General features: G+C 68.8%; 21 protein-coding genes. 10 read left to right on the top strand and 11 right to left on the bottom strand.

The window, feature by feature from the left end:
• The first annotated feature begins 24 nt into the window (after window positions 1-24).
• A complete protein-coding gene (locus tag BM133_RS22810) occupies window positions 25-1,239 on the top strand; it encodes a dienelactone hydrolase family protein (RefSeq protein ID WP_093438765.1) in 1,215 nt (404 codons plus the stop codon).
• A 69-nt stretch (window positions 1,240-1,308) separates the two neighbouring features.
• Here BM133_RS22810 and BM133_RS22815 read toward each other — a convergent pair whose 3' ends face one another.
• A complete protein-coding gene (locus tag BM133_RS22815; protein WP_093438767.1) occupies window positions 1,309-2,163 on the bottom strand; it encodes a LysR family transcriptional regulator in 855 nt (284 codons plus the stop codon).
• 95 nt (window positions 2,164-2,258) lie between these two features.
• Between BM133_RS22815 and BM133_RS22820 the strand changes: the two genes are divergently transcribed.
• The gene (locus BM133_RS22820) at window positions 2,259-3,572 is read left to right on the top strand and encodes an aspartate aminotransferase family protein (protein WP_093439372.1); all 1,314 of its coding nucleotides are present in this window, start codon (window positions 2,259-2,261) and stop codon (window positions 3,570-3,572) included.
• 48 nt (window positions 3,573-3,620) lie between these two features.
• On the opposite strand, the gene BM133_RS22825 is transcribed toward BM133_RS22820, so the two are convergent.
• From BM133_RS22825 to BM133_RS22835, 3 genes are all read right to left on the bottom strand, one after another.
• Entirely contained in the window at window positions 3,621-5,078 is a 1,458-nt protein-coding gene (locus BM133_RS22825) for a catalase (RefSeq protein ID WP_093438770.1), read from the bottom strand.
• Between the two features lie 127 nt (window positions 5,079-5,205).
• A complete protein-coding gene (locus BM133_RS22830) occupies window positions 5,206-5,916 on the bottom strand; it encodes a nitroreductase (RefSeq protein WP_093439374.1) in 711 nt (236 codons plus the stop codon).
• 89 nt (window positions 5,917-6,005) lie between these two features.
• Window positions 6,006-7,001: a LysR family transcriptional regulator gene (locus BM133_RS22835; RefSeq protein WP_093439377.1), complete on the bottom strand. Its 996-nt coding sequence runs from the start codon at window positions 6,999-7,001 to the stop codon at window positions 6,006-6,008.
• 199 nt (window positions 7,002-7,200) lie between these two features.
• On the opposite strand from BM133_RS22835, the gene BM133_RS22840 reads away from it, so the two are divergent.
• A complete protein-coding gene (locus tag BM133_RS22840; RefSeq protein ID WP_256219316.1) occupies window positions 7,201-8,127 on the top strand; it encodes a tripartite tricarboxylate transporter substrate-binding protein in 927 nt (308 codons plus the stop codon).
• Window positions 8,128-8,169: 42 nt separating this feature from the next.
• A complete protein-coding gene (locus BM133_RS22845) occupies window positions 8,170-8,709 on the top strand; it encodes a 4-hydroxylaminobenzoate lyase (RefSeq protein ID WP_093438775.1) in 540 nt (179 codons plus the stop codon).
• Window positions 8,710-8,742: 33 nt separating this feature from the next.
• Here BM133_RS22845 and gcvA read toward each other — a convergent pair whose 3' ends face one another.
• The gene (gcvA, locus tag BM133_RS22850; RefSeq protein WP_093438777.1) at window positions 8,743-9,642 is read right to left on the bottom strand and encodes a transcriptional regulator GcvA; all 900 of its coding nucleotides are present in this window, start codon (window positions 9,640-9,642) and stop codon (window positions 8,743-8,745) included.
• A gap of 100 nt (window positions 9,643-9,742) precedes the next feature.
• Here gcvA and BM133_RS22855 point away from each other — a divergent pair, with 100 nt between their 5' ends.
• From BM133_RS22855 to leuB, 4 genes are read left to right on the top strand one after another with little or no spacing between them, the layout of a single operon-like run.
• Entirely contained in the window at window positions 9,743-10,753 is a 1,011-nt protein-coding gene (locus BM133_RS22855; RefSeq protein ID WP_093438780.1) for a Bug family tripartite tricarboxylate transporter substrate binding protein, read from the top strand.
• 26 nt (window positions 10,754-10,779) lie between these two features.
• Window positions 10,780-12,198: a 3-isopropylmalate dehydratase large subunit gene (gene leuC / locus BM133_RS22860; RefSeq protein WP_093438782.1), complete on the top strand. Its 1,419-nt coding sequence runs from the start codon at window positions 10,780-10,782 to the stop codon at window positions 12,196-12,198.
• 27 nt (window positions 12,199-12,225) lie between these two features.
• The gene (gene leuD / locus BM133_RS22865; RefSeq protein ID WP_093438785.1) at window positions 12,226-12,831 is read left to right on the top strand and encodes a 3-isopropylmalate dehydratase small subunit; all 606 of its coding nucleotides are present in this window, start codon (window positions 12,226-12,228) and stop codon (window positions 12,829-12,831) included.
• 22 nt (window positions 12,832-12,853) lie between these two features.
• Window positions 12,854-13,933, top strand: coding sequence for a 3-isopropylmalate dehydrogenase (leuB, locus tag BM133_RS22870; protein WP_093438788.1), 1,080 nt, complete (start codon window positions 12,854-12,856; stop codon window positions 13,931-13,933).
• Between the two features lie 135 nt (window positions 13,934-14,068).
• Here the strand turns inward: leuB and BM133_RS22875 are convergent, their stop codons facing one another.
• Window positions 14,069-14,614 carry a MarR family winged helix-turn-helix transcriptional regulator gene (locus BM133_RS22875; protein ID WP_093438790.1) on the bottom strand — a complete coding sequence of 182 codons (546 nt, stop codon included), beginning with the start codon at window positions 14,612-14,614 and terminating at the stop codon, window positions 14,069-14,071.
• Window positions 14,615-14,737: 123 nt separating this feature from the next.
• On the opposite strand from BM133_RS22875, the gene BM133_RS22880 reads away from it, so the two are divergent.
• Entirely contained in the window at window positions 14,738-15,718 is a 981-nt protein-coding gene (locus BM133_RS22880; protein WP_177224912.1) for a tripartite tricarboxylate transporter substrate-binding protein, read from the top strand.
• Between the two features lie 6 nt (window positions 15,719-15,724).
• Here BM133_RS22880 and BM133_RS22885 read toward each other — a convergent pair whose 3' ends face one another.
• Complete coding sequence (locus tag BM133_RS22885; protein ID WP_093438793.1) at window positions 15,725-16,948, bottom strand: ABA4-like family protein; 1,224 nt, start codon at window positions 16,946-16,948, stop codon at window positions 15,725-15,727.
• A gap of 132 nt (window positions 16,949-17,080) precedes the next feature.
• On the opposite strand from BM133_RS22885, the gene BM133_RS22890 reads away from it, so the two are divergent.
• Window positions 17,081-17,707, top strand: a complete 627-nt coding sequence (locus BM133_RS22890; RefSeq protein ID WP_093438795.1) for a TetR/AcrR family transcriptional regulator — start codon at window positions 17,081-17,083, stop codon at window positions 17,705-17,707.
• Window positions 17,708-17,882: 175 nt separating this feature from the next.
• Here the strand turns inward: BM133_RS22890 and BM133_RS22895 are convergent, their stop codons facing one another.
• The 4 genes from BM133_RS22895 to BM133_RS22910 all read right to left on the bottom strand — a co-directional run bounded on the left by BM133_RS22895 (window position 17,883) and on the right by BM133_RS22910 (window position 20,197).
• Complete coding sequence (locus BM133_RS22895) at window positions 17,883-18,242, bottom strand: hypothetical protein (RefSeq protein ID WP_093438798.1); 360 nt, start codon at window positions 18,240-18,242, stop codon at window positions 17,883-17,885.
• 168 nt (window positions 18,243-18,410) lie between these two features.
• Window positions 18,411-18,956 (bottom strand): Rrf2 family transcriptional regulator, encoded by a 546-nt coding sequence (locus BM133_RS22900; protein ID WP_093438800.1) that lies wholly within the window; start codon window positions 18,954-18,956, stop codon window positions 18,411-18,413.
• 21 nt (window positions 18,957-18,977) lie between these two features.
• A complete protein-coding gene (locus BM133_RS22905; RefSeq protein WP_093438803.1) occupies window positions 18,978-19,676 on the bottom strand; it encodes a Bax inhibitor-1/YccA family protein in 699 nt (232 codons plus the stop codon).
• 155 nt (window positions 19,677-19,831) lie between these two features.
• Window positions 19,832-20,197, bottom strand: coding sequence for a hypothetical protein (locus BM133_RS22910; RefSeq protein WP_256219317.1), 366 nt, complete (start codon window positions 20,195-20,197; stop codon window positions 19,832-19,834).
• Between the last annotated feature and the right edge of the window lie 9 nt (window positions 20,198-20,206).

Consider the following 20,206-nt stretch of genomic DNA (forward strand, 5'->3'; position numbering starts at 1 on the left):
CACCTCATCCACGGAGCAGTTCACATGCAGCAAAAAATCCGCATCCAGGCCACCGACGGCAGCGGCAGTTTCAACGGCTACCTCGCACTGCCCAAGGCCGGCAGCGGCCCGGGCCTGGTGATCGCGCAGGAAATCTTCGGCATCAACCACACCATGCGCGAGGTGGCCGACTACTACGCGGAAGAAGGCTACGTCGTGCTGGTGCCCGACCTCTTCTGGCGCCAGGAGCCCGATGTCGAACTCGGCTATTCGCCGGAAGACTGGCAGCGCGCCTTCGCGCTCTATGGCGGCTTCGACGAGGCCAAGGGCATGGAAGACATGCAGGCCGCGATCACCGCATTGCGCCAGCGGCCCGAAGTGCAGCAGAAAAAAGTTGGCGTGCTCGGCTTCTGCCTCGGCGGCAAGCTCGCCTACCTGGCTGCGTGCCGCACCGATGCGGACGTGGCCGTCGGCTACTACGGCGTGGGCATCGACGCCGCGCTCGATGAGGCCGAGCACATCAAGCGCCCGCTCACGCTGCACATCGCCGAGCTCGACAAGTTCTGCCCGCCCGAGGCGCGCGACCGCATCGTGCAGACGCTGTCGGGCCGGCCCGGCGTTTCGCTGTACGTGTACCCCGGCATGGACCATGCCTTCGCACGCAACGGTGGCGAGCACTTCCACAAGCCCTCGGCGTTGATGGCGCACGAGCGCAGCATCGCGGCGCTCAAGGGTGCGATCGGCCCGAACTACGACCTCTCGGCGCTCTGGGACAAGCACTGCGAGTACGAGTTCGGCACGCGCAACGTCGACGACACCATGGGCACCATGGTCGCCGAGCCGTATGTGAACCACATCCCGACCATGACCGGCGGCGTGGGCTACAAGGCGCTGCACGCCTTCTATACGAACCACTTCGTCAACAGCAACCCGCCCGACACCTCGCTGGTGCCGATCTCGCGCACCGTGGGCGCCTCGCAGGTGGTCGACGAGATGCTGTTCTGCTTCACGCACACCACCGAAATCCCATGGATGCTCCCGGGCGTGGCACCGACCGGCAAGCGCGTGGAGATTCCGCTGCTCGCGGTCATCAAGTTCCGCGGCGACAAGCTCTATCACGAGCACATCTACTGGGACCAGGCCAGCGTGCTGGTGCAGGTGGGCCTGCTCGATGCGAAGCTGCTGCCGGTGGCGGGCATCGAGACGGCGCGCAAGCTGCTGGACGAGACGCTGCCCTCGAACACCTTGATGCGGTTGTAGAGAAGAAGCTGAAGCGTCGAGATGGGTTGAGGCTTCCCGAGGCGGCAGCCCGATCTCCGGCAACGCAGTTCAGGCCGCAGGAAGAAACTTCCTGACATGCGCCGCGAATGCCGCCGTCAACGCCGTCGGCGCCTCGCGGTCGAACGCCAGCGTGACCCCGACGCTCGGCAGGTCGGGAAACCCCTGCTCGGGCGTGAGGATCTGCAGATCGTCGGGAACGGCCGTGCGCGTGAGCACGATGACGGCCTGGCCCGAGCGCGCCATGCCGACCAGGCCCGAGAGGCTGCTGCTGGCGTAGGCGAGCCGGTAGGCGCGGCCCGCGGCTTCCAGCGCCTGCCTGGGCAGCCGGTGGTCCAGCGCATCCGGTGCGCCCAGCGCCAGCGGCAGCGGGTCCAGCGACGCGGCGGCGCCGTCGCGGTGCGCCACCCACACGAGTGGCTCGTGGCGGATCACGTCGCCGGCCGCATCGGCGGCCACCGACACCAGCGCCAGGTCGACCGCGTGCCGGGCCAGGAGCTCGTGCAGCCGCGGTGTCGGTGCGCACATCACTTCCAGCTGCACGCGTGGATGCAGGCTCGCAAAACTCTGCAGCAGGTAGGGCAGGAAGACGACCGCATAGTCGTCGGGGCAGCTGAAGCGCAGCACGCCGGACAGGTGCTCGCCGCGCAGCTCGGCCAGCGCTTCGTCGTGCTTGCGCAGCAGTTCGCCCGCGCGCACGAGGAGCCGCTCGCCGGTCGCGGTGAGCGTGACGCCCCGCCCGGTGCGGTGCAAGAGCGGTTGCTCGACGATGCCTTCGAGCCTTTGCATCTGCATGCTGAGCGCCGACTGCGTGCGCCCCACGCGCAGGGCCGCCTGGCCCAGCACGCCGGTCTCGGCGATGGCCACGAAGCTGCGCAAGAGGTCGATGTCCAGCGACTGGCTCACGGCATGAATTCTCCTGATAGCTGATGTCAAAACAATTCGCTTCCCGGCGGGGGCGCCCCTGCGTAATGTGCGTCATTTTGATCGGCACCATCCCCATGAGCAGCAACGACGACCCCAAGTTCTGGCAGCAGGCCCGGCAGCATCTGGTGCGCTATGGCGGCACCTTCGAGCCGTTGATCATCGAGCGCGCACAAGGCTGCTTCGTCTACGACGCCGATGGCCGCGGCATCCTGGACTTCACCTCGGGCCAGATGAGCGCGCTGCTGGGCCATTCGCACCCGGACATCGTCGCGGTGGTCACCGAGCAGATCCGCTCGCTCGACCATCTCTTCAGCGGCATGCTGTCGCGGCCGGTGGTGGCGCTCGCCGCGGAAATCGCGCGGCACGCGCCGCCGGGGCTGGAACGCTGCCTGCTCTTGAGCACCGGCGCGGAGTCGAACGAGGCGGCGCTGCGCATGGCCAAGCTGGTGACGGGCCGGCACGAGGTGGTGGCCTTCACGCAGTCCTGGCACGGCATGACGGGCAGCGCGGCCGCGGCCACCTACAGCGCCGGCCGCAAGGGCTACGGGCCGGCCGCGGCGGGCTCGCTGGCCATTCCGGCGCCCAACGCCTACCGGCCGCGCTTCACGACGCCGGACGGCGCGCTCGACTGGCGCCGCGAACTGGACGACGGCTTCGAGCAGGTCGACCGGCAATCCACCGGCGCGCTCGCCGCCTTCATCGCCGAGCCCATCCTCAGCAGCGGCGGCATCCTCGAACTGCCGCCCGGCTACATGGCGGCGCTCAAGCAGAAGTGCCAGGAGCGCGGCATGCTGCTGATCCTCGATGAGGCGCAGACCGGCGTCGGCCGCACAGGCCTCATGTTCGCGTGCGAGCGCGACGGCGTCGCGCCCGACATCCTGACGCTCTCCAAGACGCTGGGCGCGGGCCTGCCGCTGGCGGCGATGGTGACGACCGCCGCGATCGAGGAAGAGGCTCACGCGCGCGGTTTCCTTTTCTACACGACGCATGTCTCCGACCCGCTGCCGGCCGCGGTCGGGTTGAAGGTGCTGCAGGTCGTGGAGCGCGACGGGCTGGTCGAGCGCGCGCGCATCGCCGGCGCGCGTCTTGAAAAGGGACTGCGGGAACTGCAGTCGCGCCATGAATGCATCGGCGATGTGCGCGGCCGCGGCCTGCTGCTCGGGCTGGAAGTCGTCGCCAGCCGCGAGACGCGCGAGCCGGCCTTCGAGCTCGGCGAGGCCGTCACACGCGAGTGCATGAAGCTCGGGCTGAGCATGAACATCGTGAAGCTGCCCTCGATGGGCGGCGTCTTCCGGATCGCGCCGCCGCTGACGATCAGCGACAGCGAGATCGACCTCGGCCTGGAGCTGCTCGACAAGGCGATCGCGACGGCCGTTCGCGGAACGTAGCGAAAAGAGAGAGGACACCCCGGCATCTGCGCCGGGGCTGCGCTCAGCTCAAAGACCCAGCGCCTTCGCCACCCCCGCGCCATAGGCCGGATCGGCCTTGGTGCAGTTGTCGATGTGCCGGCGCTTGATGAACTCCGGCGCATCGCCCATCGCACGCGCCGTGTTGCCGAACAACGCCTCTTGCTGCTCGGGCTTCATCAGGCGGAACAGGTCGCCCGGCTGCTTGTAGTAGTCGGCGTCGTCCTCGCGAAAGTTCCAGAAGTCCGCATCGCCGCGCAGCTTGAGCGGCGGCTCGCGGTAGTCGGGTTGCTCTTGCCACTGGCCGAAGCTGTTGGGCTCGTAGTGCAGCGTGCCGCCGTAGTTGCCGTCCACGCGCATCGTGCCGTCGCGGTGGTTGCTGTGCACCGGGCAGCGCGCGGCGTTCACCGGGATCTGGTGATGGTTCACGCCCAGGCGGTAGCGCTGCGCATCCGAGTACGCAAAGAGGCGCGCCTGCAGCATCTTGTCCGGCGACACGCTGATGCCGGGCACCAGGTTGTTGGGTGCGAAGGCGCTCTGCTCCACATCGGCGAAGAAGTTCTCGGGGTTGCGGTTCAGCTCCATCACGCCCACCTCGATCAGCGGGTAGTCCTTCTTGGGCCAGATCTTCGTGAGGTCGAACGGGTGGTAGGGCACCTTCTCTGCATCTGCTTCGGCCATCACCTGCACGTACAGCGTCCACTTGGGGAAGTCGCCGCTCCCGATCGAGTCGAACAGGTCGCGCTGGTGGCTCTCGCGGTCGCCGCCCACCAGGGCCGAGGCCTCGGCGTCGGTGAGGTTCTTGATGCCCTGCTGCGTCTTGAAGTGGAACTTGACCCAGAAGCGCTCGTTGCCCGCGTTCACGAAGCTGTAGGTGTGCGAGCCGAAGCCGTGCATGTGGCGGTAGCTGGCCGGAATGCCGCGGTCGCTCATCACGATGGTGACCTGGTGCAGCGCCTCGGGCAGCAGCGTCCAGAAGTCCCAGTTGTTGGTGGCGCTGCGCATGTTGGTCTTGGGGTCGCGCTTCACGGCCTTGTTCAGGTCCGGAAACTTGCGCGGGTCGCGCAGGAAGAACACGGGCGTGTTGTTGCCCACCAGGTCCCAATTGCCTTCCTCGGTGTAGAACTTGAGCGCGAAGCCGCGGATGTCGCGCTCGGCATCGGCCGCGCCGCGTTCGCCGGCCACGGTGGTGAAGCGGGCGAACATCTCGGTCTTCTTGCCCACGGCACTGAAGAGCCTGGCGCGGGTGAACCTGGTGATGTCGTGCGTGACGGTGAAGGTGCCGAAGGCGCCGGAGCCCTTGGCGTGCATGCGGCGCTCGGGAATGATCTCGCGGTTCAGGTTGGCCAGCTTCTCGAGCAGCCACACATCCTGCATCAGCACAGGGCCGCGCGGGCCGGCGGTGAGGCTGTTCTGGTTGTCGACCACGGGGGCGCCGAAGGCGGTGGTCAGCGGGGTCTTCCTGGAGTCATCGGTGGGATTGGTCATGGGTGTCCGTCTTTTGGGGATGAAGGCGGTGCCACTCTACGTTCATTCCATGGCGGTTCACAACTTCATCCGTAGGGCCCGAACGCCTTTGAGCGCGCGAGGCATACGAAAGAACGAATGCGCGTATTCAGGTCCCGCCATCGAAGCCGTGGAAGACCGCGAACGCGTGCACCGGTTCCCTCGGCATTGCAAGGCGGTGCAGCGCCGCACCAGTCTGCGCGTAGCCCAGCGACATGCCGCACACCACTGTCTGGCCCGCGGGCAGCTGCAGGCATTCGCGGACCACCGGTTCGTGCCGCACGAACGACACCTGCGGGCAGGTGTCGAGCCCGCGTGCCTTGGCCGCGAGCATGAAGGTCTGCAGGAACATGCCGTAGTCGGCCCAGCTGTGCGGCATCAGCCGCTCGTCGATCGTGAAGATGAGGCCGATGGGCGCATCGAAGAACAGGTAGTTGCGCCCCGTCTGCGTGTAGCGCGCGGCCGCATCCGCGCGATCGATGCCCAGCGTCGTGTAGTAGCGCGCGCCGAAATCCGATTGCCGTGACTTGCACGACGCGGGCAACTCGTCGGGAAAGTGCCGCGAGGCCGGCAGGTCGTCGCGCTCGTGCGAGCGCAGCAGCGCCTCGCTGAACCGGCGCTTGGCGTTTCCTTCGAGCACATGCACCGACCACGGCTGCGTGTTCGAGTTGCTCGGCGCGCAGCGCGCGACCTCGAGGATTTCCACCACCAGCGCCTTGGGAACCGGTGTGGGCTGGAAGGCGCGAACCGCCGCGCGCGAGCGGATGACCTCGTCGACAACGCCTCGCGCCGCGTCATCCTTGGGGAGAGCTTTCGTCATGGCGCGATGCTCGCACGCAGGTGCGCGGCTGCCCATTGAAACTTGCACAGCATGGGTATGCACGCCATCGGATTTGGGTGGGTTACCCCTTACCTCACGCTGCGCAAGGCGCCTTCGTCACGTGTGGATTCCGCGAGTTCCGTGAGCTGCTCCCGGAGCCAGACGTGGGCCGGGTCGTGCTCGTGCCGCCGGTGCCATATCGCGCGCAGGCTCGCGTTCGCCACCTCGTAGGGCAGCGGCTTGGCATGCAGGTCGCCGCGGCGCACGAAGGCCTGCGCGAGCGGCGCGGGCACGATGGAGACCATGTCGGTGCCCAGCAGCAGATCGGGCACGGCGAGCGAGTGCGGCACCGTGATGCGGTAGCGCGGGCGCTGGCCGATGGCCGCGAGCGCATCTTCCAGCGCCTGCCGGTCGAACATCTCCGACTGGCGCGCCAGCCCGCGCTCCACGATGTAGCCGCTCACCGCGCCTTCCTCCTGGCCGCCGAGCGAAACGGTCACCAGCGGAAATTCCGCCAGGTCGTCGACGCGCAAGCTGCGTCGGCGCAGCGGATGGCCCTTGCGCATGACGAGCACGTCCTCCTGCGTCCACACGGGGCCGCTCTGGAAGCGCGGCGGCACCTCCGCGAAGATGCCGATCGCCAGGTCGATGCGGCCCACGTCGATCTGCTCGGCCAGGTCCAGTCGCGTGGACGGCCGCACGACCAGGTCCACCGCCGGCGCGAGGGCGTTCACGCGGTGGCCGAGGCCCACCAGCAGCACCGAGGTCACGTAGTCGTTGGCGGCCAGCACGAAGGTGCGCGAGGCGGTCGCGGGATCGAAGGGCTGCACGCCGAGCGTGTCGTGGATGCTGCGCAGGGCCTCCCGCAGCGGCGCGGCCATGGCCAGCGCACGCGCGGTGGGCTCCATGCCGCGCGCGGTGCGGATGAAGAGTTCGTCCTGCAGGGCCTCCCGCAGGCGCGACAGCGCATGGCTGATCGCGGACTGGCTCAGGTGCAGGCGCTTGCCCGCGCGCAGCAGGTTCTGGTCCTCGAAGACGGCATCGAAGACGCGAAGCAGGTTCAGGTCCATCCGGCTGGGGTTCACCGCCATCTTGTTCTCCTCATGTTGCACGCGCTGCATTGTCGTGTTGCAGATTCATCGCTTCCAGTGGCGGATGCCCGGTGGCACCGTTCGCCCCATGCGTTCCTGGCGGGACATTCAACTGGAGCTTTCAATGGTGCATCACATTTCAAGGCGGTCTTTCGCAAAGCGCGTCGCATGTCTCGTGCCGGGCGCGGCGCTGTTGCCTACGCTCGCATTCGCAGAGGCCGATGCGGCGATGGGGCGGCTCATCGTGGGCTATCCGCCCGGCGGCACGCTCGACCAGACGGCGCGCCGCCTGACCGAATCATGGCGCACGCAGGGCCGGCCGTACCTCGTGGACAACCGGCCGGGCGCCGCCGGGCGCATTGCCAATGCGCAGCTCAAGCGCGAGAAGCCGGACGGCAGCGTGCTCTTGTGCACGCACACCTCGGCCATGACGATCTACCCGCACGTCTACGCCAACCTCGCCTACGACCCCGCGAAGGATTTCAGGCCCGTCGCGTTGCTGTCCTCCGCGGCCTGCGTGCTGGCCGTGAGCAGCGCCGTGCCGCCCGATGTGAAGACGCTGGCCGACTACGTGCGCTGGCTCAAGCGCACCGAGACCGGGCGCACCTACGCATCGCCCGCGGCGGGCTCGCTCGCGCAGTTTTTGGGCTATCGCTTCTCGCAGGCGGCGGGCGTGCCGCTCACGCACGTGGCCTATCGCGGTTCCGCGCCCGCGGTGCAGGACCTGCTGGGCGGCCAGATTCCGGCCTACCTCGGCTTCGTGGGCGACTTCCTGCAGTACCTGGAGGGCGGCAAGCTGCGCCTCCTGGCCGTGACCAGCGAACGCCGCTCGCGCTTCCTGAAGAACGTGCCGACCTTCGCCGAGCAGGGCTTCGAGACCGTGACCGGGCTCGAGAGCTACGGCGTCTACGCGCCGGCCGCCACGCCGGAGAAGACGGCGGCCTTGCTCGCCGAAGCCACGCAGGCCGCATCGCGCGACAGCACGCTCATTGCGGGCCTCTCGCAGATCGGCCTGGAAGTGGCCTACCTCGGGCCGGCCGACTGCACGCGCCTCATCGCCACCGAGCGCGAGCGATGGAAGCCGGTGGTCGCGGCCTCCGGCTTCAGGGCCGACGAGTAAGCAGGAAGAACCCGATCCTCAAAGCAAAGGAAAAACTACCCCATGACCGACCAGGAAAAACTGATCGAGACGAGCCTCCCGTTTCTCGCGGAAATCCAGAACATGACCACCGGCACCCAGGTGGAGCAGTGGCTCAACGCCACGTACCCGCCGGGCTCGCCGCTCTACGACGAACTGGCCACGCTGGTGAAGGCGGGCGTGCGCGACGGCTGGGCCGCCAACGTCGAGATCCAGGGGCGCAAGTACCGGCGCGCGCGGCTGTGCGACCCGTCGGCGCGCACGTTCAACTTCAGCATCACCGCGGTCTACATGGACAGCACGGACAACACGCAGGGCAACCCCGAGGGGAGCTTTCGTGGCGATTACCACGCGCACCCCTACGGCGAATTCAACATGGTGGTGCCGTTGAACGACGGCGCCGCGCTGGCGGGCCCCAACGGGTGGTGCTACGGCGGGTGGACCGCGCCCGCGCCGGGGAGCCATCACTATCCGGAGGCCAAGGGCGGCGCGGTCATCGCGCTGTTCTACCTGCCGGCGGGGCGGATCTCCTACGACATGAAGGCGCCGGGCATCACGTCGTAGCGCACGCCTCGAGCAGGCCCCCTCAGGCCTCGCTCAGGCCTCGCTGGTCGCGGCTTCGGCGGCGATCCAGCTCTCGAAATCGCGCACCCGCTGGGGCACCGGCCGGTCCGCGCGCCAGGCCATGAAGTAGCCGCCCTCGGTGGGCACGCGCAGGTCGAAGGGCGCCACCAGCCGGCCGCTGGCCAGGTCGTCGCGCACGAAGGCCAGCAGCCCTACCATCACGCCCAGCTCCTCGGCCGCCGCCTGGTAGGCCATGGCGGCGTTCTCGAACTGCAGGCCGCGCCGCGTGTCGATGCCGGGCGCGCCGGCCGCCGCGAGCCAGGTCTGCCAGTCGTGCGGCCGGTTGAGCGAGCTGAGCAGCGCCTGGTGCGCGAGATCGGCCGGCGCTTTGAGCGGGGGCTCCCGCCGCAGCAGCGCCGGCGCGCACACCGGCAGCAGCGTTTCGCGGAACAGCAGCCGGTAGCCGGGGCCGACCGGCGGGCTCGGCTCCGAATGGATGCTCACGTCGATGTCGTCGCGCTCGAAGTCGGTCGGCTTGTGCGAGGTGGTGATCTGCACGTCGATGCGCGGATGCAGCGCATGAAAGCGCGCGAGCCGCGGAATCAGCCAGCGGATCGCGAAGGTCGGCGGCAGCTTGATGCGCAGCAGCCATTCGTCGGGGCTTTGCTGCTGCAGCTGGCGGGTGCCGTGCTCGATCTGGTCGAGCGCCACCCGCATGCTCGCGAAGTAGCGCTCGCCGGCGGGCGTGAGGCGGATGCCGTGCCGCCCGCGCTCGAAGAGCTGCACCCCAAGCCAGTCCTCCAGCGTGGCGATGTGCCGGCTGACGGCGCCCTGCGTCACGAACAGCTCCTGCGCGGCGCGCGTGAAGTTGCCGCAGCGGGCGGCCGCCTCGAAGGCGCGCAGGGCGTTGAGCGGGGGCAGCTTGCGTGTCATGGGGTATGAAGTTTACTCATGCCTGCATGCCTTTATTGTGATTGCGAAGCGTGCGGGTCGAGGCATAGCATGCGCTCATTACAAAGACAGGAGACACGCGATGACGATGAAGAAACTGCATGCCTGCATGCATTCCTGCCTGCACTCGTGCCTGATGGCCGCCGTGCTGCTTGGCGCCCACGGTGCCGCATCGGCCGACGACTCGGCGGCCAAGGGCTATCCGTCGCAGCCCATCAAGCTGATGGTGCCGTGGCCGGCCGGCGGCGGCGTGGACACCACCGCGCGCATCGTCTCCGAGCTGCTCGGCCATCGCCTGGGCCAGCCCTTCGTGGTGGACAACCGCGCGGGCGCGGGCGGCAACATCGGCACCGAGCTCGCGGCGCGACAGAGGCCCGATGGCTACAACCTGTTGATGTCCTCGATCAGCCCGAACGCGGTGAACATCAGCCTGTACACCAAGCTGGGCTTCGATCCGGTGAAGGACTTCGAGCCGATCGTGTACGTCTCGGCCGTGCCCAACATCCTCGTGGTGCCGGCCAGTTCGCCGTTCAAGACGGTCAAGGACGTGATCGACGCGGCGCGCGCGAACCCAGGCAAGCTCAACTACGGCTCGGGCGGCATCGGCTCCTCGCAGCATCTGGCGGCGGTGCAGTTCGCCGCCGCCGCGAAGATCGACATCGTGCACGTGCCCTACAAGGGCACCGCGCCGGCCGAGGCCGACCTCGCCGCGGGCCACGTCTCGCTGATGCTCGACACCACGACCTGCCTGCCCTTCATCGCCGGCGGCCGCATGCGCGCGCTGGCCGTGGCCTCCAAGGTGCGCAACCCGGCGCTGCCCGACGTGCCGACCTTCGACGAGGTGGGCCTGAAGGGCGTCTACGCCTCGTCGTGGTACGGCCTCTCGGCGCCGGCCGGCACGCCGCGTCCCCTCATCGACAAGCTCAACGCCGAGGCCAACGCGGTGCTCAAGTCGCCCGAGCTGCAGAAGCGCATGGCCGCGTTCGGCGCGGAGGTCGGTGGCGGCACGCCCGAGGACTTCGGGCGCTTCATGGCGAGCGAGACCAAGCGCTATGCGGAGATCGTGCGCATCTCCGGCGTGAAGCTCGACTGATCACCTTTCTTTCTCTTCCTTTCTCCATGTCCCTCGCTCCCCGCACCCTCTTCGACAAGATCTGGCAGCCGCACGTGGTGACGCAGCGCGACGACGGCCAGAGCCTGCTGTACGTCGATCGCCACCTGGTGCAGGACGGCTCCGCGCCGGCCTTCGAGATGCTGCGCCAGCGCGGCCTTGCGGTGCGCCGCCCGGAGCGCGCTTTCGCCACGCCCGACCACTACGTGCCCACCGGTTCGCGCGCGCTCGCCGACATCGCCGATCCAGAGAAGCGCGCGATGGCGCAGGCGCTTGAGGACGACAGCGCGGCCGCGGGCATCCGCTTCTTCGGCCTGGACGATCTGCGCCAAGGCATCGTGCACGTGGTGGGCCCGGAGCAGGGCCTGAGCCTGCCGGGCAGCGTGATCGTCTGCGGCGACAGCCACACCGCCACGCACGGCGCGCTCGGCGCGCTGGCCTTCGGCATCGGCGCCTCGGAAGTGGCGCACGTGCTCGCCACGCAGACGCTGTGGCAGCGCAAGCCCCGCACGCTGCGCGTGACGATCGACGGGCGGCTGTCCGAAGGCGTCTCGGCCAAGGACATCATCCTTGCGGTCATCGCGCGGCTCGGCGCCGCGGGCGGCACGGGCCATGTCATCGAGTACGCGGGCGAGGCGATCCGCGCGCTCTCGATGGCGGGGCGCATGACGGTGTGCAACATGTCCATCGAGGCCGGCGCGCGCGCGGGCATGGTGGCGCCCGACGACACCACCTTCGAATGGCTCGCCGGCCGGCCCGAGGCGCCGCAGGGCGCCGCGTGGGACGAAGCGGTCGCGCGCTGGCGCCAGCTGCCCAGCGACGACGGCGCGGTGTTCGACGCCGAGCTGCGCCTCTTCGCGGGCGACATCGCACCGATGGTCACCTGGGGCAACAGCCCCGAGGACGCCTTGCCGATCACCGGCCGCGTGCCCGACCCCGCGGAAGCCACCACGGCGGAGCGCCGCGCGTCGATGCAGCGCACGCTGGCCTACATGGGCCTGGAGGCGGGGCAGATGCTCGACGAGGTGGCGGTCGACCGCGTCTTCATCGGCTCCTGCACGAACGGCCGCATCGAAGACATGCGCAGCGCCGCCGAGGTGGTGCGCGGCCGGCGCGTGGCCGAGGGCGTGGAGGCCTGGGTCGTGCCCGGTTCGGGCCTCGTGAAGCAGCAGGCAGAAGCCGAGGGGCTCGACGCCGTGTTCCGTGCGGCGGGCCTGCAGTGGCGCCATGCCGGCTGCTCGATGTGCCTGGGCACCAACGGCGACCAGGTGGCCGCGGGCCAGCGCTGCGCCTCGACCTCCAACCGCAACTTCGTCGGCCGCCAGGGACCGGGTTCGCGCACGCACCTCATGAGCCCGGCGATGGCCGCGGCCGCCGCCATCACCGGACGGCTGACCGACGTGCGCAGCCTGCTTGCCGCGCATTGACAGACACCCCCTGAACAGAGCCATCCCATGGAAGCCTTCACACGACTCGATGCACTCGCGGTGCCGCTGGCCCGCGCCAACATCGACACCGACCAGATCGTGCCCGCGCTGTACCTGCAGAAGCCGCGCTCGGACAACTTCGGCGACTATCTTTTTCACGACGTGCGGCATGACGTGCAGGGCCGGCGCCGCGATGAATTCGTGCTCAACGCGCCGGTGTATGCCGATGCGCGCATCCTGGTGGCCGGACCCAACTTCGGCTGCGGCTCGTCGCGCGAGCACGCGGTCTGGGCGCTGTACGACGGGGGCTTTCGCGCGGTGATCGCGCCGAGCTTCGGCGACATCTTCTTCAGCAATGCATTGAAGAACGGCCTCTTGCCGGTGCGCCTGCCCGAGGCCGTGGTGCAGCAGATGCTGGACGACCTGCTCGCGGCACCGGGCACGCGCATGACGGTCGATCTGCGCACGCAGACCGTCACCGGCCCGCATGGCCGCGTCGAGCCCTTCCGCATCGACCCGTTCCCGCGCCAGTGCCTGCTCGAAGGCCTGGACGAGATCGACTACACGCTGGCGCAGCACGCGGCCATCGACGCATTCGAGCAAGGCCGCACGCGCGGCGCGGCTCCTCTTTGAAGTGTGACCTGAAAGGTTTGAAATGAAGATTGCAGTGATGCCGGGCGACGGCATTGGCCGCGAGGTCACGGCGCAGGCCGTGAAGGTGCTCAAGGCCGTGGTGGGCCATGGCCAACCGCTGGAGCTGGTGGAAGCGGCGATCGGGCAGGCCGGCATCGACGCCGCCGGCGACCCGCTGCCCCCGGCCACGAGCGAGATCGCGCGCAAGGCCGACGCCATCCTGTTCGGCTCGGCCGGCATGCCCGGCGACGAGGAGATCCCGTTCATGATGCGGCCGGGCGCGAGTCTCTTGCGCCTGCGCAAGGAACTGGGCCTCTTCGCCAACTTCCGTCCGGCCTTCCTGTTCCCCGAGCTGATCGGCGCCTCGACGCTCAAGCCCGAGGTGGTCGACGGGCTCGACCTCATGATCCTGCGCGAGCTCACCGGCGACGTGTACTTCGGCGAGCCGCGCGGCAGCGGCCTCAACGCCAACGGCGAGCGCGAAGCCTTCAACACGATGCGCTACTCGGAGCCCGAGGTGGAGCGCATCGCGCACGTCGCGTTCCGCACGGCACGCGCGCGCAGCCGCAAGCTCTGCTCGGTCGACAAGGCCAACGTGCTGGAGGTGATGCAGCTGTGGCGCGAGGTGGTCACGCGCGTGGGCAAGGACTATCCGGACGTCGAGCTCTCGCACCTGTTCGTCGATGCGGCCGCGATGCAGCTGATGCGTGCACCGAAGCAGTTCGACGTGATCGTCACCGGCAACATCTTCGGCGACATCCTCTCGGACGCCGCCGCGATGCTCACCGGCTCCATCGGCATGCTGCCCTCGGCCTCGATGGCGGCGGGCAGCTTCGGGCTGTACGAGCCGGTGCACGGCACCGCGCCCGACATCGCGGGCAAGAACCTGGCGAACCCGCTGGCCTCGATCCTGTCGATGGCGATGATGCTGCGCTTCTCGTTCGACCAGGCGGGCAATGCGCAGCGCGTGGAAGGCGCCGTGCGCCGCGTGCTGGCCGACGGCCTGCGCACCGGCGACATCTTCCAGCCCGGCTGCACCCGCGTGGGCACCGGGGAGATGGGCGATGCGGTGGTGGCGGCGCTCGGAAAGGCCGCGGCCTAGGGGCTAGCGCAGCACCAGCACAGGGATGTGCGAGTGCGTGAGCACGTGCAGCGGGTGCCCTCGCCATCCAGTCTGGTTCGCGAGGGCGGGCCTTCAAGCGGCGCGCGTGGGCTGCCGCCTCTGAAAACGCGGCGCTCAGGCGCCGCGCTTGGGCCAGTGGTGGCGCGTGCCGCCCGAGCGGCGGTCGGCCTTTTCCGGCACCACGCCCTGCGCGCTCAATTCGGTGCCACGCGATTCGAGGCGGCGCAGGCATTGGAGAAAGATCTCGATGTGCGCGGCATCCATGCCGTCGAGCAGCTCGGTGTTCAGGCGCGCGATGCGGGGGAACAGCTCGCCGAAAAGCTGCCGGCCCGAGGGACTCAGGCGCACATGCACTTCGCGGCGGTCCTCGGCGTCCTGGCGGCGCTCCACCAGCTTCTTGTCGGTGAGGCTGCGCAGGCCCCGCGAGGTGCGCACGCGGTCCAGGTCGAGCCGCTCGGCGAGCGCCGAGGGCGTGATCTCGCCGACCTCCGCGAGCGTGCCGATCATTCCCCATTCGCGGCGCGTGATGCCGAAGCCGCCTTCGACCATGCGCGTTGCCATGCCGCTGCCGGCACGTGCCGCGCGCGAGAGGCGATACAGAAGCAGGTCGTCCAGGGAACGGGGAGCGCGCAAGGCGCCCGCATCGGGAAAAGCTGGCATGGAAATGACAAGGGGTTGTGGCTGCGCCGCCTCGGCAGCCGATGATGGATTAGATCAACTATTTGTTACCTACGTATAAACAAAGTAACAAAAGCCGGCCTATCGCCGGAAGCAGGAGATCTCGTGGCCATTGTCTTTTCCCGGCGAAAACTCACCGCATGGTGCATCGCCGCCTTTGCGGGTTTTGCCGCCGTCGCGTCCGCTCAAGCGCAGAACCTGGACGGCCCGCTCACGCTCGTCGTTGGCTATGCGCCCGGCGGCAGCACCGACCGCATGGCGCGGCTCATCGCCGAGCGGCTGAGTCCGAAGCTCGGCGTGCCCGTGACCGTGGAGAACCGCCCCGGCGAAGGCGGCCGGCTCGCGGCCAAGCAGATCAAGCGCGCGACCGCTGCAGAAAACATCCTGATGCTCGGCAACCCCGCGGTGATGCTGATCGCGCCCCTCGTCATCAAGGACGCGGGCTACGACCCCGACAAGGACTTCGTGCCCGTCTCCCAGGTCAGCAGCTACGACTTCGCGCTGGCCGTGGGCAACAAGCTGCAGCTGGACCGCGCGATGTTCCTGGTGGGCCGGCTCTGGGCGCATCCGGAAGAAGCGATCTTCGGCGTGCCCGCGACCGGCAGCCTGCCGCACTTCTTCGGGCTCATGGTGGGCGATGCGCTCAGCGTGCAGCCGCAGATCAAGGGCTACGGCGGCTCCGCGCCGCTCGCGGCGGACCTGAGCGGCGGCTCGCTGCCGATCGCGATCGACACACTCGACTCGCTCTATGCGCAGCACGTGGCCGGCAAGATCCGCATCCTGGCGGTGTCGGGCAAGAAGCGCGCGAGCTTCGCGCCTTCGGTGCCGACCTTCCGCGAGGCCGGCATGAAGATCGATGCCGATGGCTGGAACACCTTCTTCGCGCCGAGCAGCATGCCGCAGCCGAAGGTGCAGCTGCTGGCCACGAAGATCCGCGAAGTCATGCAGGACCCGGGGCTGCAGAAGGCGGCCGATGCGCTCTACATCACGCCGGTCGTGAGCACCGCCGCGGAGACCGCGCAGATGCTCAAGGCCTACCGCCAGCAATGGGAGCCGGTGGTGCGCCGCTCGGGCTTCGCGCCCTGATGCAACTCAGTTGCCGAGCGGCAGCCGCAGCAGCGGCACGCCCGCATACGCCAGTCTGAACGCGTAGACGATGGCCGCCGCATAGCCGGCGGTCAGCAGCCAGACCGCCGCGCGCCCGAACGGCACGCGCCACATCGCGATCAGCGCGCCGGCCAGCGGCAGCACCTGCTGCGCATGGACCCCGAGGAAATGCGGGATGCGCAGATCGCCGCCGGTGGCCGACCAGCCGACCACGGGCAGCATCGCGCCACCCGCGAGCGCGCCGAAGGTCGAGCCCTCGTGCTGGCTGATCGCAATGCCCGCGCCGGCGCCGGCCACGAAGGTCAGCACCAGGCCGATCACCGTCGCCAGCCGGTAGGCCGGGGGCAGCGCGTCGCCATGGCGCGCGAACTGCCACGCGAGCGGCAATGCCGTGGCGTTGAGCGCCAACGCGCCCAGGCCCATCAGCGCATACATGACCACGTGGAAGGTCGAGTCGTTGTTGAAATGCGAGGCCTGCCCGAGCGCACCCTGCAGCGTGATGTAGCCGACCTCGAAAGTGCCCGCGGCGATGATGACCGCGACGATGGCACGCACCACGGGCGAGTCGCGGCGCTCGCGCGGCAGGTCGCCGATGAGCCAGGCCGTGGTCAGCGTGTAGAGGCTCACGGAGGCCATGAACTTCAGCGGCTTGACCCACACGCCGACGCCATTCAGCGTGCGCGGGTCCAGGTAGTTCGCCACCAGCGCGGGCACCATGATCGCGAGCAGCAGGCCGCCGAACTCCGCGAGCTGCGGCTGTCGCGCATACAACGCACGCGCCAGCCGCGCGCAGGCTGGCGCCACCCGCAGCGCAAGAAAGGCCAGCAGCCCGACCGGCCCGAACAGGAAGGTGAGCGCGAAGCAGGGAATCAGCAGCACCGGCGCGATGCCGGCGCGCTCGCCTTCGCGCGCGATCCAGGTGCCCACGAAGAGATCGAAGGCCAGGTAGTGGAACCACCCCGCCGTGAGCAGGCCCGGATGCTGGAACAGCGCATGCACCGCCGACAGCGAGCTGTAGCCGCCGCCCTCGGCCGACGACCAGTACGTTGCCATCAACCACCAGTAGACCAGGCCCAGGCCGACCGGAATGACGATGCCGGTCAGTGCCCAGATGGCGGGCTTGGCGCGGCCGAGCCACGGCGCCGCGCCGAGGGCCGCCCAGGCGGGAAGGGCGATGGTGCCGCCTGCGCTGAAGAGCGAATCGAACATGGGTGACCTCGCATTCAAAAGGGTTCAAACAGGAACTGGAGGCTTTATCTTGACAGTGTTTAAATTAAAAATCCATCGAAATTTAAACAATGTAAAGTTGCGGCATCGAAGACACCCGGGAACCCAGCAGTCATGGCAACGAGAAAAAAAGCCGAAGCCCCCGCGCCCTACCACCACGGCGACCTGCGCGCGGCGCTCATCGAGGCCACGGAAGGCCTGCTCGCCGAACGCGGCATCGAGGGCTTCACGCTGCGCGAGGTGGCGCGCCGCGCGGGCGTGTCGCCGGCCGCGCCGCTGCATCACTTCGGCAGCGCGGCCGGCCTGCTGACCGAGGTGTCCATCCTGGGGTACGAGGAACTCACGCGCTCGCTGCGCGCCGGCACTGCCACCGGCGGCAAGGACCCTGCGCGCCGGTTGTGCGGGCAGGGCATGGGCTATGTGCAATTCGCGCTGGCCTACCCCGGCCGCTTCCAGCTCATGTTCCGCAAGGACCGGCTGATGCAGGAGCCGCGCCTGAAGGAGGCCGGCGACGCCGCCTATGCCGAACTGGAGATGGTGGTGCGCGACTACACCGGTTGGGGCCGCGAGAAGGCGCTGAACCGCGCGACGCAGGCGACCGTGCTGGCGGCCTGGTCCACGGTGCACGGCTTCGCGCACCTCGCGCTCGACGAGAAGTTCGGAGCGCCGGCCGGTGCCGAAGGCACGCGGGATTTCGTCGACCGCATGCTGCCGGAAATCCTGCGCCAGCTCTGGCCCTAGAGAACCAGGCCAGTCGCAACGGCGGCAGCCGCCGCGGGACCGTGTGCGCCTTCACGATCGAGGGAGAGTCTTCGCCTTCGCCGCGATGCGATCGCCTATCCGCTGGTGGCAATCGGCGTGGACTTCGTGGCCTTCGGCCAGCGATGGACGCCGGCGGCGCGCAAGGGCCGACGGCTCACGAAGCGCGCGAAGCGCCCGATGCCGCCGGCTGCAGGTGCCGCTGCAGCCAGGTCCGCATCATCGTGCGCCGTTCGGTGCCGGGGGCGGCCGCGAGAAAGGCCTCCGCATCCGCCCTGGACAGCGGCTCGGACCGCGCCACGGTGGTCGCCACGGACTGCACTTGCAGCCAGAGCGCGCCGCAGTGGAGGCACGAATGGATCGTGAGTTCGTACGCATCGACACGGCCGAGGTAGGCCTCGGTGGGGTCGCGCCCGGGCGTGCCGCAGCAGGTCCATTCCAGTGTCATGTCTTGCGGCTGCCGCGCCGCGTTCGCCCAGCCCGCGAAGCGGGACCAGAGGTTTGTTCTTGCTTGCATTTCGATGCTCCGACGGCCGCGCTGCGAACGGGTTCAAGCAGCGGACCGGAGCAGCAAGACTATCGAAGCGCGCGTAAAAAAGGCGCAAAAAAAGCCAACGATCGAAGCGGCCCCCGGGGCCGCTCCGAATCGTTGGCTGCCCACTCGCGTGGGTGCCGGTTCGCCGACCTAGCCGGCGCGTTGCTGGCGCCGGCCCAGTGCGAACACCGAGTTCGGCGCGTCCACGACGAACGGCTTGCGCACAGGCGTGCCGACCACGGTCGTGCGCCGGCTGCCGGCCACGCTTGTGGCGGCCTGCACGCCCTTGGCCTTCTGCTCGTCGACCAGGCTTTGCAGCGAGATCGATTTCAGGAACTCGACCGCCCGCAGGTTGACCGAGGCCCAGAGCTCGTCGACCTCGCAGCGGCCGGTGTCGTCCGCCCCGTCGCCGGCGCGGCGGCGGGTGGTCTCGGTGCCGTGGTCCTCGATGGAGAGCACGATGTCGGCCACGCTGATGAGCGCGGCCTTGCGGCTGAGCGAGTAGCCGCCGCCCGGGCCGCGCGTGGATTCGACCAGGTCGTTGCGGCGCAGCTTGGCGAACAGCAGTTCCAGGTACGACAGCGAGACCCGCTGGCGCAGGCTGATCGAGGCCAGCGTGACCGGGCCCGAGCGGCCGTGAAGTGCGATGTCGATCATCGCGGTGACCGCGAAGCGGCCCTTGGTGGTGAGGCGCATGGAAGGCTCCCTTCTTGAGCGTTACTCGTCCCGGCCGCCGCCGAGGCCCAAGAGGGCCAGCAGTGCCTGGAACACGTTGTAGATGCTGAGATAGACACCCAGCGTGGCGGAGATGTAGTTGGTCTCCAGGCCGTCCTTCACGCGCTTCAGGTCGTGCAGGATGAAGGCCGAGAAGATGCCGATGGCGGCAACCGCCAGCGTCATCATCAGCGCGCTCGACTGGATGAAGAAGTTGGCGATGCCGGCCACCAGCAGCAGGATGGCGCCGATGAAGAGCCACTTGCCCATGGACGACAGGTCGCGCTTGATGACCGACGACAGCGTGGCCATGCCCAGGAAGATCGCGCCGGTGCCGGCGAAGGCCGTCATCACCAGGTTCGCGCCGTTGGACAAGCCGAGCACCGAGCCCACGAGGCGCGAGAGCATCAGCCCCATGAAGAAGGTGAAGGCCAGCAGCACCGGCACGCCGGCGGCCGAGTTCTTGGTCTTCTCGATGGCGTACATGAAGCCGAAGGCGCCGCCGAGGAACACCATGAGGCCGATGCCCGGCGACATGGCGCGTGCCAGGCCCGTGGAGACGCCGATCCAGGCGCCCAGCACGGTGGGCACCATCGACAGCGCGAGCAGCCAGTAGGTGTTGCGAAGGACGCGGTTGCGTTCCTGGGCCGACGCGATCGGTGCGTCGAAGCCGGGGTGGTAGGTGGGTTGACCGTTGTTCATTCTCTGATTCCTTGATCGGGCGTCCCGGCAAGGCGGGAACGCGGTATGGCACGAGGGGAGCGGTGTGTTCGCGATGCGCGCGGATGCCGGAATGCGGCGATCCGGTCGGATCGACAAAGGCGGGAGCCGCAAAGGCTCCAGGTCGCGGCGGAGCCTTAAGCGACCAGGGCGGTGCCGCGGGGTGGCCGCTTGGGCCGATCCAGGAGCGGCGAGAGCGCGGGCGTCAGGGCGAGGCCGCGCGGTTGTTCCGAGAGAAAGAGCACGGCCGGCACGGGGTGCCGGGCGTCGACCAGTTCGACGTGTTCGGAGCCCGCCTCGTCATGGGAGGGGAGTTCGTCCGCCAGGTCCATGGCGTCGCTCACGAAGGCATCGGAGAGCGACATGCTGGTTGTTGCGCAGGCCTGCATGTCGGCGCCCGCATGCGCGGGATGCCCGGCGCCCATCAGGCCCTGCGCGAACACGGCAAGGCCGTAGCAGGACAACATGAGGGTGAGGACAGTAGCGGCGAACCAGCGTGACATGAAGCCGCG

Source organism: Variovorax sp. 770b2 (assembly GCF_900115685.1).
Classification (GTDB): Bacteria; Pseudomonadota; Gammaproteobacteria; order Burkholderiales; family Burkholderiaceae_C; genus Variovorax.